The following is a 12,723-nucleotide window of genomic DNA, read 5'->3' as shown; positions in this document are numbered from 1 at the left end:
TTAATCTCAACGCTGCGCGTCGCGCTCATCGAGCGCGGCCATCGCCTCGGCAAGCGCCGCGCGCACCCGCGCGCGTTCCTTGGGGTCCAGTTGCCCGATATCGAGGTGCAGGTCGAGCCCAGAAAAATGCTCGCTCATGACACGGATCGCGTGATCCTCGCCAAGCAGCAGGCCTTTGACGGCATAGGGCACGATCTCTCGCTGGATGCCCTTCATGGTGATCGGCGGCAGCGGCGTGGCATCGACGATGTCCTTCACCAGCGCATAGGTTTCGTAGCTGATCACGATCTTGCCACCCTCGGCGATCGATTGCAGGCGGGCCGCCAGATTGGCCTCGGCGCCGATGATCGTATAATCCATCCGGTCATTGCTGCCGAAGTTGCCGACATTGCAGTAGCCGCTATTGATCCCCATGCGCACGACAAACGGCTCTTCGGTGCCGTCGCCGCGCCATTTCGCCTTCAGTTCGCCAAGCCGGTGCTGCATGTCGATCGCCATTTTCAGACAGGCTTTCGCATCCTCCGCCGCCCCATTGGTTTCAGGATCGCCGAAGAAAACCAGCACGGCGTCGCCAATGAACTTGTCGAGCGTGCCGCCATGCTTCAGAGCGATCGCCGACATCTCGGTCAGGTATTCGTTGAGCATTTCCGTCAACGCCTCGGGCTGCAGGCGTTCGGTCGTCGCGGTAAAATCCTTGATGTCGGAGAAGAAGATCGTGAGCCGCTTGCGTTCGGTATGAACCACGACATCCTTCTGGCCGCTGAAAATCCCCTTGTAGATTTGTGGCGACAGGTAGCGGGAAATCTTCATCGATATGCTGGCCAGGAATTCGTTGGCGGATTCCAGATCGCGGTTGAAGCCCTGGATCAGCGTCGCCTGCCGTTGCTGCAGCAAAATCAACGCCATGCCGAGACCAGCTGAACAGAGAAAGTAAAGCAGCAGGTATTTGAAGGCGAAGACGTTGGCGGCGAAGGGCTGGCGGATGATGACCTCCTGAATGCCGCGAACGTCGCCGATCTTCCAGTCCCTCTTTGGGCTCTCCGGATGCGTGTTATGGCAGGCAACGCAGGCCTGAGCCATGAGCACCGGTGTGACCAGACGAAACGTATTGGTGAACCCGCTTCTCTTGATGTCGCTCAAGGTCTGTTTTGGATCGGCCCGCAGCGCGGCCAGGGACGCGGTCTCGAAACGGTCGAGATCATGCGGCGCTCGCTTGTTGAACGGCAGGTCGGAAACGAAGCGATAAGTGATGTTCGCCTGCTGTTGCTTGATCACATCTCCAAGCTCAAGAGAGAGCGTGGCGGGTATGGGGATCGCGCCAGGAATGGTGGCGTATTCGTGGGTGACCGGCGTGCCGCTATCCATTCCAGCCGCGTGTGCCGCCAGTATCCGGCCGACGACATTGGTCGCGTAGTAGGAGCGAATGCTTGTTATCAGCGAGCTCATGTCTTGAGCCTGCCGCTTCAGCGCGCTTTGCGACAGATTGCTCACATCCATCCACACGGCAAGCGGCAATCCGGCCAGCATCGCGATCACCACGGCGGTGATGAAGTAGCCGTTCTTCCTCGCAATCGAACCATGATCAGCATCGCCTGCCACGCACCACCTCGTTCTCAACACGGACCGTCCTGTTCCGGACGCGAACTTGAAAGACTGAATGCCATGAAGATGCAGTCGCGCGGAATCGGACGATCAGGCGGCGACGCACTGGAATAATTACACGGCGCCCGATCAGCGTCGAGCGAGACGGCAACGAAACCTTCGACTTAAGTGGGATCTGCAGCCATTTGCATTCCCGTATGCGAATTCCCATATATTTTGAAGGAAAATCAGGATTCGGCACTGCAAGCTGGCCAAAAGCGCACCGCAATTTACGGAAATCGAACCATAAGCTGTTGCTTTCTGCAACAAAACCCGGTTGCTTAAGAAATTCGACCGGTCGGGTTGATAGGGTGGATGCGGTACGTAAAACAAGACGGCTTGTGAAATGCCACGCTTGGCATCAGGTTCAAATGATGATCACGTTAGCGCGGTGGGGTCGGACCATTTTGAAAAAGCGATGAGTAAAGATCTCTTTCAAGTAAAGTTCTGGGGCGTTCGCGGCAGTATCCCGGTCTCCGGACCTGAATTCGATCGCTATGGTGGCAACACCTCATGCATCGAGATACGCTGTGGCGAACACCGTATGATCTTCGACGCGGGCTCCGGCGCGCGCGAGGCCGGGCTCTGCATGCTCAACGAGCAGGTCCGGGATGTCGACCTGTTCTTCAGCCACTGTCACTATGACCACATCATCGGGCTACCGTTCTTCAAGGCTATCTACTATCCGTCGATCGATCTGCGCATCTGGTCCGGCCATCTCGATGGCAAGATGACCACGCGCGAGATGATCGAGCAGTTCATCAGCCCGCCATGGTTCCCTGTGAAGACCGATATCTGTCAGGCGACGATGAGCTTCCGCGACTTTCGCGCCGGACAGATTCTGGAGCCGCATCCAGGCGTCAGGATCAAGACCTTCATGCTGAACCACCCCGGCGGGGCCATCGGCTATCGCGTCGAGTATCAGGGCCGCTCCATCGCGCTGGTCTACGACATCGAGCACACCCCCGGCACTCATGACCCCGTTGCGCTGGAAATGATGAAGGACGTCGATCTCGCCGTCTACGACTGCACCTACAACGAAGACGAAATGCAGCGTTTCAAGGGCTTCGGCCACTCGACGTGGGAGCATGGTATCGAGCTGGCGAAGATGGCGGGCACCAAGCAGTTCGCGCTCTTCCACCACGCGCCCTCGCGCACCGATGCGCAACTGGAAGACATGGAAAAGCAGGCACAGGCCGCCTTCCCGAGCTCGTTCGCGGCTCGGGATAACCAGGTTCTCGAACTCTAGGCTTCGACCAGCGCCGCCGCCGATTTCCAGGCGACGGCGGGATGGGCGCTCGTCTCGACCAGAAGATCGGAGAGGAATGCCCAGGCGGTCTCGTCATGCACGAGATGGTGCGTGAGAATGCCGATCGGCTCGGCATCATCATCGAAGCGGGCCCGCAGTTCCTTCACCACGTCAGCCACCAGCTCGTCATGCGGCCTGCCGCCACGGATGCCGTGCCAGTTCATGATGTCGACGTGGGTATTCAGCAGCCGTATTGGGCTTCCTGCCTTCGCCGCTCCGTAGACGGATAGAGTTTCGAGGCCAAGCGCCGGCAATTCCGCGATAAGCGCGCTGTTGATCCTGTTCCAGGGCGGCACCAGCATCGAGATGAAATGCGGGCCGAACAGCCGTTGCAGAATGGCAAAGCCGTCGCGCAACTCGCCAAGCACGATATCCGGCGCGCGATGGGCGCCGAGTTCCTGCTTCTTCTCGTCGGGTCCCGCGTGATTGGTGTGTGACCATCCATGCAAGGCCACCAGCACATGCCGCTCGTCAGCCAACCGCGCTGCCAGCGCCTCGCCCGTGGACGCCGGGATGACGGCGAGCGTCAACGGCGCGTTGGCGTCCTTGGTGATCTTCAGCAGCTGCTCCAACGCCGGCGTCGGCTCGATCGCATCGTCGTCGCGAAGCCAGAAGCGGGCGGTTTTGTCGGTAGCCTGCCACCGGTCGAGCTCAGCCCGCAATGGCGCCCAGATGTCGTCAGCCGTCATCATTGTTTTCCTATGTATCTGCATAAAATCTCGTCGATCGCCTTTGCCGCAATCGCAAGCGACCGTTCGCCCAGCACGAAGCGGCGGGCCGCGTTCGCCATCTCGGTGCGTTTCGAGGCATCGTCGAGCAATTCGCTGATCGCCGAAGCGTAGGCGGCGATATCCCCTTCAGCCGTCAGCAATCCGGTCAAGCCAGACTGGACGACTTCCGGAACGCCTGCCGTGTTCTGCGCGACCACAGGCAGACCAGCCGCCTGTGCCTCGAGATAGGCAAGCCCATAGGCCTCGCCGCAGCCCGGCCATGCGTAGATTCCCGATCTGCCAAGCTGGCGGGCTATATCGTCAGCGCCACGCTCTCCGAGCCAATCGATCCGCCCCGGCTCGAACGTTGAGAAGAGGCGTTCGACCTCACCACGCATCGGACCGCCACCCACAATCGCCAGCGTCCACGGCTTGTCCCTTATCGTGGTCAGCGCTTCGGCGAGCATCGCGTAGCTCTGCATCTTGTCGCCGGCGCGCATCATCGCGACGCTAATCAGCCGTGTCGGTTCCGGCACTGGCTGAATGTCTTCAAATGTCGCCGTGTCGATAAAGGGGGCAAGTGCGGCGATGCGCGCCTCGGGGATTGCCCTTTCGAGACCCTGTCGGTCGCGCCGCGTGAAGCCGATATTGACCGCTGCGTCTCTGACCATCGCGCCGATCCGCGCCTGATATGGCGACCAATCGGTCTGATCACGTTTGGGGGAATAAGACGCTTCCGCGGTGACAAGAGGAACGTCGAATTCCGCGCAGAGCACCGGCCCGAACGGATCCAGCGATTTGTAATAGGGATGATAGCAGAACCAAAGATCGGGCTTGTCTCCGCCCGACCACTTGGCCCGCAATCTCTGCAGCTCCAAGGCCGCTTCGCCTTCGACCTTTGCCGCCGCTTCCGGCGACGACGCGAAACTGCGGAACTCCGACGCGACGTCGACAGTATGGCCACCCATTTGCAAGGCGCGGATCAGCAGCTGCGCCATAAGCCGGTCGCCCGAGGGCACCGGATGGTTGGGCGACTTCAGCGGTGCGTAGAATGCTATGCGCATGTGGTCACGCACTTTGAGACGCAGTGTTCAAGACCGGCCCCTGTGCCCGCCGGGCGAAAGTTTGCTATGGTCTTCATCCTTACGGCTTGCTGACGAACATGTGACGTGCACGGACGGTCGAAAGGCGGCAATAAAACCTCAATTGCCCTATCACTAGTGCAAATGTGATTTGGGTTTCAAGAACGGTATTGAATGGCGAGCGGCGCAGTCAGCAGCATTTTTTCGGAACGCTCGATCAGGCGCGCGCGGCTCGGCTCCGGCCTTGTCATGTTCGCCTTCGCGTTCCTGCATTTCTCCAATCATGCGCTCGGCCTCATTTCCGTTTCAGCAGCCGAAGACGGCAGGCGGTTTTTCACCGCGCTGTGGAGAAATCCCGTCGGCACGCTGGCGCTCTACGGCGCGATCTTCACCCATATCGCGCTGGTCTTGCGCTCGATCTACATCCGCCGCAGCCTTGTCATGCCCAAGGGCGAGCTTGCCCAGATCATTCTCGGTCTGGCAATTCCCATCTTGTTGATCGACCACGTGATCGGCACGCGCGTCGTTCATGCGCTCTACGGCTACCGCGACAACTACGAAACGATCATGCGCACGCTGTGGATCACCGCACCCGGCAATGGGCTACGCCAGGTGGTCGCGCTCGTGTTCGTCTGGTTCCACGGCTGCATCGGCCTCCACTACTGGCTGCGTTATCGCAACTGGTACAACGACATCGCTGCGTCGCTGCTGGTCGTGGCCATTCTCGTGCCGGTTCTCGCCATTCTCGGCTTCATCGAGATGGGCCGCACCATTGCCGAACCAGCCTATGAGGGGATTGCAGATAACAGTCGTTACGAGTCCAATCTCAATTCGCGCTACATGAAGGACCCGGAAGCGATCGCGGAAGTCAGGATGATCCGCACCGGGCTTTACGGCTCGTTCGCCGGCGCCTTGTTTCTTGTCGTCGCGGCCAGAACGCACCGCCGATGGAGGGAACGCGTCGACCAGATCACGGTGCACTACCAGGGTGGTGAAGTGGTGCGCGTTCCACGCGGCTTCACGGTTCTTGAAGCAAGCCGGCTGGGTGGGATACCGCATTATTCCGTCTGTGGCGGCAAGGGCCAGTGCTCCACCTGCCGGGTGCAGGTGCTGAGCAATCTCGAGGCACTTCCTGCTCCAGACCGGATGGAGCAATCGACACTGAAACGGATCAACGCCGCACCCGATGTCCGACTTGCTTGCCAGTTGCGCCCGACACAGGACGTGACCGTGGTGCCGCTGCTGCTGCGCGCGACGGAGACCGCGCTTCCCGCCAACACGCAGGAGACAACGCCCGGCCGCGAGCGCGAGATCGCCGTCCTCTTCTGTGACATACGCGACTTCACGGCGCTCACCGAGGACCGCCTGCCCTTCGACATCGTCTTCCTGTTGAACCGCTATTTCGCGCTGGTCGGCAATGCGGTCGAGAAGGCCGGCGGCCGGGTCGACAAGTTTATCGGCGATGGCGCCATGGCGCTCTTCGGGATCGGCACCTCGCCCGAGGAGGCCTGTCGGCAAGCGCTGACGGCTGCGGCGTCGATCGCGCGCGACATCGAAAAGCTGAGCGACGAACTGTCGGACGAACTGTCCATGCCGCTGCGTATCGCTATCGGCATTCATACCGGCCCGGCGGTGGTGGGAACGCTGGGCTTCGGCCGCGCCCGCAGCACGACGGCAATCGGCGACATGGTGAACGTCGCCAGCCGCCTGGAGGCCGCCGCGAAGGAGTTCGAGGTCGCGCTTGTCGTCTCCGAACCGGTAGCGGCTCTCGCTGGCGCCGACATGGGCGGCATAGAAAGTCGTGAAATCAGCGTCAGAGGCCGTGCGTTGCCCTTGAAAGTCTATGTCATTCCGCGAGACAAGGCGATCGAACTGCTCGAAGGACAGACCTGATGCCCAGCCAACCGCGGCTGACCGCCAAATACTGGATGAAGCGCTGGCGCAAGATGCGCAACGCGATCGGCCGCAAGCTATTCGATACGCGCACCGGCCGCCGTGTCCTGATCGAAAGCATAGGACCGCGCGTGGTCTCGATGACCGTCGATGCCGGCGATCACCTGATGACCTTCTCGCCCGCCGATTACATCGGCCGCAAGGTGTTCCGCAAGGGCCATTTCGAGCGCGATCACGTCGATCGCTTGTTGACGATCCTGCGGCAGCGCGGTCTGTTGCACAGCGACAGCCATCTGCTGGAGATCGGCGGCAATATCGGCACGCAGACGGTCTATTTCGCGCTGAGTGGCGCCTATCGGCACATCGTCACGATCGAGCCGGACCCCCGCAATTTTCCGCTTCTGCAGCTCAATCTGCGGCAAAATCAGCTCGACAGTAGAGTGACGGCGGTCAATTACGCGGCCGGTGACACGTCGGGCGAGATCGATTTCTTCATGAATGCCAACAATCATGGCAAGAGCAGCGCGATCCGGCAAAGCGCCAGCGACACGAAGATCAGCGTCCCGGTCCGGCCGGTGACGGAAATCCTGGCCGATCTTTCGATCGACCCTGCCGCAATCGGCCTCGTCTGGATGGATATCGAGGGATATGAGCCCGTGGCGTGCCGGTCCATGGTGCCGCTGATGTCGCGACGCGTGCCGCTCTATATGGAGTTCACGCCGAGCTTTTATGGCCCCGCGCAGACAGGCGAGTTCATCGCCACGCTTGCCGGTTTCTACAATCGCTGCCTTGTCTTTTTCGAAGACGGGGAAAAGGAAATGGCCGTGAAAGACATGCCCCGCGACATCGATCAGTACGACGTGCCGTTCCTGCCCTAATCAGCGCCGGCGATAGAGGTAGTAGCGACCTTCCTTGATGCCTGGTGGAAGCGGCAGCGGCTCGAGCTCGGGCCGCTCGATCGGCAAACCACTGACGGCAATGCCGCCCGTTGCCAGAACGCCAACCATCAGTTGCGGCAGCCATGTCAGCGTCACCGCGTCGATCTCATCATGACCCGTGCCAATATCGGCATGCGCCAGAGCAGCGCCGATGCCGAGGAAGGCTTGGCCCGACTCGCGAATCTCGCCGGTTACCATGTTCTCGGCCGGCGGCGTCGAGGACGAATAGGAGCGTACATCGCGGTCGAAGGCGATGATGCGGCGATCGGGAAAGTGCTCGCGCAGATGATCGTAGGTGCGGCCATTGCCAAGCCCGAATTCGAGCACGGGGCCGTCAATCTTTTGAACCAGATCGACGATGGAATTAAGAATATCACGCTGGGCCGTCAAACGGCGAATGAAGCTGTCGAGGCGGCTCATTTGCAACTGTGTCCGTTCGTAGTTCTTGAGAGCGGATGTAGACACATCGCGCCTGTGAGATGGATGCATACCTGCTGTGGGCGCATTGCCGCAAAGGCTATACTTAGCGGTTTCGCAGCCACGCGTTGCAAGCATGGATGTTGGCGACAGAGCTAGCGGCAAAGGTCCGAGCGTGCAAGCCGACATGCGCCGGCATACGGCAAACTCACATGAAGGTTATCGTCTTCGTCGCCCGCGTGAAGAATTCGAATTGGCCAAGATCGGTCCGCACCGAAAATGCCATTGCCGCCGATCGGGCTGTCTGTTCTAACTCTCATATGAACGACATTTCCGATGACAGCTTCTTCGCCAGCGTGCCGGTCTTCGATCAATTCGAGGGCGTGACCGATACCAACAATTATCGCCGCCTGCCCGATGATTGGGTGTTGGCGGTTGCCGATATCGTCGGGTCGACGCAGGCGATCATGGATGGTCGCTACAAGGACGTGAACATGGCAGGCGCGAGCGTCATCTCCGCCGTGCTCAACGCGCTCGGCAAGGGCGACTATCCTTTCGTTTTCGGCGGCGACGGCGCAATCGTCGCCCTGCCCGGCTCGATGGCAACGGCGGCGAGAGAGGCCCTTGCCGCCGCCCAGCGATGGGCCGAGGAAGATCTGCAGCTGACACTGCGCATTGCTCTCGTCCCGATCGGCGACATCAGGCGCGAGGGATTGGACGTGCGCGTCGCGCGCTATTCGGCGAGCCCGTTCGTCAGCTACGCGATGTTTGCGGGCGGTGGCGGCAACTGGGCCGAGAGGCAGATGAAGGAAGGACGCTACGCCATCGAGCCGGCGCCGGCGGGCACGCGTCCTGATCTGACCGGTCTTTCCTGTCGCTGGAACCCGATCGAATCCCACAATGGCGAAATTGCCTCGATCATCGCGGTGCCGGGCGAGCGTGGCGTGACGCCGGAATTCAGGCAGCTGGTTAGCGACGTGGTCGCCATTTCCGCCGAACAGAGCCGCGACGCGCATCCGGTACCGGCCGACGGGCCCGCGCTTGGCTTTTCGCTGAAAGGTATCAACCGGGAGGTCCGGGCGACGGCGCCGCATGCGGGGCGGCTGCGGCAGCGAATTATCATCATGCTGCAGATCGCGCTCACCGTAATCCTGCACAAGCTGAACCTGAAGTTCGGCACCTTCGATGCGCGGCTCTACAAGCGCGACGTCGCGGGAAATTCCGACTTTCGCAAATTCGACGATGGCCTGAAGATGACGCTCGATATCGATGCGCATCGCCTCGGCCTGATCCGGGCGCTGCTTGAAAAGGCACAGGCCGACGGCATCGCGCGCTATGGCCTTCACAGCCAGACATCGGCACTGATGACCTGCTTCGTGCCGACGCCGCTATCGCGCGATCATATGCATTTCATCGATGGAGCGAGCGGCGGCTATGCTGTGGCCGCCAGCCAGATGACCGGCAAGACGCTGTAGATCGACGAAGTCACGCCTTGACGATGGTCTCGGCGGTAATCCCGAGCCGCGCGAAGACGTTGCGCGTGTCGACGATCAGCGCGCCGCTTTCGGCAAGGCGCTTGTAGTCGACGCCGTCGTGATCCGTTGCGATCAGGATCGCGTCGTACCCTGCAAGCACCTCGTCGGTGAGTTCAACGGACTGACGCCCCTTCAGCGCCTGGTACTCACGCGTGGATGGGATCTCCGGCACATGCGGATCGTGATAATCCGCGTGGCCACCACGTTCCTCGATCACCTCGATCAGCCGCAAGGACGGGCTCTCGCGAATGTCGGCCACATTTTTCTTGTAGGCGAGGCCGATCATGAGAACGCGCGAACGGCTGAGCGCCTTGCCGACACGGATATCCAGCGCTTCGGCGAGCTTGCCGACCACATAGCGCGGCATCGCTGAGTTGATTTCGCCGGCGAGCTCGATGAAACGCGTGGGAAGTTCGTATTCCCGCGACTTCCAGGTGAGGTAGAAGGGATCGATCGGGATGCAGTGACCGCCCAGCCCTGGTCCCGGATAGAACGGCATGTAGCCGAACGGCTTGGTCTTGGCCGCATCGATCACTTCCCAGACGTCGATACCCATCGCCGCGTAGACGGTCTTCAGCTCGTTGACGAGGGCGATATTGACCGACCGGAAGATGTTCTCCGTCAGCTTGACGGCTTCCGCGGTCGCATTCGACGACACCGGAACCACCGTCTTCACGGCAGCGCCATAGAAAGCCGACATCAGCGACAGAGCCTGGGCGCCGTCGCCGGCGACGACCTTGGGGATCGTGGCCGTATTGAAATGCTGGTTGCCGGGGTCCTCGCGTTCCGGCGAAAAGCCGACGAAGAAATCGGTTCCGGATTTCAGGCCGGTCTTCTCGAGGATGACCTTCACCACATCATCGGTGGTTCCAGGATATGTCGTCGATTCCAGCACGACGAGTTGGCCCTTGCGGAGATGCTCGCCGATCGTCCGCGATGTCGCTTCGACGAAGGACAAGTCCGGATCGCGGTGCTTGGTGAGCGGCGTCGGCACGCAGATAACGATCACGTCGCACTCGGCTAGGCCGGCAAATTCGGTCGTCGCGGCAAAGCGGCCGGCATCGATCTGAGCCTGCAGGTCGGCGCTGGTGACCGCATCGATATAGGAGCTGCGCGCATCGATGGCGACGATCTTCTTTGGATCGACATCGAAGCCGGTGACCGAGAAGCCGCTACGGGCGATCGCCATGGCGAGCGGCAAGCCGACATAGCCGAGGCCGATGATGCCGGCGCGCGCCGTGCGGGTCTCGATCTTGTTGGAAAGATCGTCGAATACAGAGGTGCTTTGCAAAGCGGGTCTCGCCTGAAACAGAAAGGAACTCTGATCTAGTGTAAGATCGCGGCGAATTAAACCCGCCAAACGGCATATTGGGCAACTGACGCGAACGTGAACACGCGGCGTCATCTGGCAGGCTGTTCGCCGCGGTGTTGCTAAAATGACTCGGCCTCCCGCAGACATTTGACGGAGCAGCGGAATTTGGTCCGCGCCCATTGTCTCGTGCGGATCGCGGACCTATCTAGGGTGTATAACCAACCATCAAAAGGCAGCTTATCCGGCCATATTCACCTGTGGCCTGACAGGTACCTCCGCCGCTGTGGCGGATCGTTGACACAATAATACTGCTCGTTCATCCTCATTTCGCCTGGCGCACATGGTGCGGCTGGACGATTATCCGACGTTTTTTCGGGGGTGACGCGCCTTATGAGGATATTAGCAGGCATGGGCGCGATCGATACTCGGGTTTCTTCAATTCTACTGGACCGTGTTGCCGAGTGGCTGACGAACTCGTCGCTGGCCGGCGACGATCTCGAAAACATCGTCCGCGGCTTTTGCGAGCGCATCGCGGCTGCCGGCCTTCCGATCGCGCGTGTCCACCTGACCTTTTCGATGCTGCATCCCCTGTACGATGCGCTGAGCTTCACCTGGCGGCGGGCAAGCGGGGTGACGATCGAAGGGTATCGCCATGCAGCCGGCCAGAAGCCTGATCGGTTCCTGCAGAGCCCGTATTACTATCTCCTCGACAACAATCTGCAGCATATACGACGCCATATCCCGGCCGATGGACCGGTGGAGTTTCCCGTGTTCGCCGATCTGCGCGCCGAGCGGATCACCGATTATCTCGCCTTCGTGCAGCCTTTCGGCGATGGCTCTGTGCAGGGCATGATGGGCTCGTGGTCGACCGACAGCCATTCCGGCTTTTCCGACGACATGATCGACGCCCTGTTGCGCATGCAGAACCACCTCGCCGTTGCAGCCAAGATGGCGGTGCTCGGCAAGCTCGCCAATAACATGCTGACCACCTATCTCGGCGGCGATGCGGGCAAGCGCGTGTTGAACGGCCAGATCCGCCGCGGCGATGGCGAAACCATCCGCGCCGCACTCGTGATGGGCGATATGCGCCAGTCGACGGTCTATGCCGAGAAGGAGGGCCGGCAGAATTACATCGATACGCTGAACCAGTTCTTCGATGCGATCGCGGCACCTTTCAACCGCAATGGTGGCGAGATCCTGAGCTTCATCGGCGACGGCTTTCTTGCCGTCTACCCGTGCGGCCGCCACAAGGATCCGTCGAAAATCGCCTGTCAGTCGGCCTTGTCTGCCGTTCACCAGGCGCAATCGCGGGTGGCCGAGCTCAACAGCGAGCGGCAGGCCAATGGCCTCGGCAAGATTTCCTACGGCATCGGTCTGCATGTCGGCAACGTCATGTTCGGCAATGTCGGCCTGAAGGACAGGCTGACATTTTCGGCCTTCGGCTCCGCTGTCAACGAGGTCCAGCGGCTGCAATCGCTGACCAAGAAATATTCGCGAGAGGTCGTCGCGAGCCAGGCCTTCGCCGGCTATTGCGGCGGAGAATGGACGACGCTGGGTGAGGAAAAGCTGCGCGGAGTGCGCCAGAAGATTACGGTGCTGCAGCCGCATGCGCCGGCCCCGCATCCGCATACCGAGCAGAGCTTCCACGACGTGCCCCAGGACGCCCTGTCGGAGGCAGAGCAGGTCATCCTCCTACACCGTGATGCGCGCAAGCATGCCAAGGCGCCAACGGCCGACAAGTTCATGCAGTAACCGCTTCGGCCAGACCGCCTGGGGATGGCCGGATAAAAATGCTGAAATGCCCCCAATTTCAATGTGTTCGTCATCAACTGGACACCCTGATTGCCGTACGCTAGTGTCTTCGTAACGGGAACGAAGAAAACTGG

10 protein-coding genes are annotated in these 12,723 nt (G+C 60.7%); 5 read left to right on the top strand and 5 right to left on the bottom strand.

Annotated elements, in window-relative coordinates:
• Window positions 1-6 precede the first annotated feature (6 nt).
• The gene (locus ACODTZ_RS02330; protein WP_489024765.1) at window positions 7-1,527 is read right to left on the bottom strand and encodes an adenylate/guanylate cyclase domain-containing protein; all 1,521 of its coding nucleotides are present in this window, start codon (window positions 1,525-1,527) and stop codon (window positions 7-9) included.
• A 532-nt stretch (window positions 1,528-2,059) separates the two neighbouring features.
• Here ACODTZ_RS02330 and ACODTZ_RS02325 point away from each other — a divergent pair.
• A complete protein-coding gene (locus ACODTZ_RS02325) occupies window positions 2,060-2,890 on the top strand; it encodes an MBL fold metallo-hydrolase (RefSeq protein WP_112436644.1) in 831 nt (276 codons plus the stop codon).
• Here ACODTZ_RS02325 and ACODTZ_RS02320 read toward each other — a convergent pair.
• Together ACODTZ_RS02320 and ACODTZ_RS02315 are read right to left on the bottom strand one after the other, a co-directional pair.
• Window positions 2,887-3,639 (bottom strand): polysaccharide deacetylase family protein, encoded by a 753-nt coding sequence (locus ACODTZ_RS02320; protein ID WP_489023424.1) that lies wholly within the window; start codon window positions 3,637-3,639, stop codon window positions 2,887-2,889. The two genes, ACODTZ_RS02325 and ACODTZ_RS02320, sit on opposite strands and share 4 nt — an antisense overlap.
• Window positions 3,639-4,724, bottom strand: a complete 1,086-nt coding sequence (locus ACODTZ_RS02315; protein WP_489023423.1) for a glycosyltransferase family 4 protein — start codon at window positions 4,722-4,724, stop codon at window positions 3,639-3,641. The genes ACODTZ_RS02320 and ACODTZ_RS02315 overlap by 1 nt, the downstream gene beginning before the upstream one ends.
• A gap of 192 nt (window positions 4,725-4,916) precedes the next feature.
• Here ACODTZ_RS02315 and ACODTZ_RS02310 point away from each other — a divergent pair, with 192 nt between their 5' ends.
• Complete coding sequence (locus tag ACODTZ_RS02310) at window positions 4,917-6,635, top strand: adenylate/guanylate cyclase domain-containing protein (protein WP_489023421.1); 1,719 nt, start codon at window positions 4,917-4,919, stop codon at window positions 6,633-6,635.
• On the top strand, window positions 6,635-7,513 hold the full coding sequence (locus ACODTZ_RS02305; protein WP_489023419.1) for an FkbM family methyltransferase: 879 nt from the start codon (window positions 6,635-6,637) through the stop codon (window positions 7,511-7,513). The genes ACODTZ_RS02310 and ACODTZ_RS02305 overlap by 1 nt, the downstream gene beginning before the upstream one ends.
• Here the strand turns inward: ACODTZ_RS02305 and ACODTZ_RS02300 are convergent, their stop codons facing one another.
• Window positions 7,514-7,993, bottom strand: a complete 480-nt coding sequence (locus ACODTZ_RS02300; RefSeq protein WP_111560949.1) for a class I SAM-dependent methyltransferase — start codon at window positions 7,991-7,993, stop codon at window positions 7,514-7,516.
• 317 nt (window positions 7,994-8,310) lie between these two features.
• Between ACODTZ_RS02300 and ACODTZ_RS02295 the strand changes: the two genes are divergently transcribed.
• A complete protein-coding gene (locus tag ACODTZ_RS02295) occupies window positions 8,311-9,465 on the top strand; it encodes a DUF3095 domain-containing protein (protein WP_489024764.1) in 1,155 nt (384 codons plus the stop codon).
• 10 nt (window positions 9,466-9,475) lie between these two features.
• Here ACODTZ_RS02295 and ACODTZ_RS02290 read toward each other — a convergent pair whose 3' ends face one another.
• Window positions 9,476-10,816 (bottom strand): nucleotide sugar dehydrogenase, encoded by a 1,341-nt coding sequence (locus tag ACODTZ_RS02290; RefSeq protein ID WP_489023417.1) that lies wholly within the window; start codon window positions 10,814-10,816, stop codon window positions 9,476-9,478.
• A 429-nt stretch (window positions 10,817-11,245) separates the two neighbouring features.
• Between ACODTZ_RS02290 and ACODTZ_RS02285 the strand changes: the two genes are divergently transcribed.
• Window positions 11,246-12,589, top strand: a complete 1,344-nt coding sequence (locus tag ACODTZ_RS02285; RefSeq protein WP_489023416.1) for an adenylate/guanylate cyclase domain-containing protein — start codon at window positions 11,246-11,248, stop codon at window positions 12,587-12,589.
• Window positions 12,590-12,723 lie beyond the last annotated feature (134 nt).

This window comes from Rhizobium sp. FG113 (genome assembly GCF_057809895.1).
The sequence above is the reverse complement of the archived record's forward strand: the minus strand, read 5'-3'. Positions and strand labels throughout refer to the sequence as shown.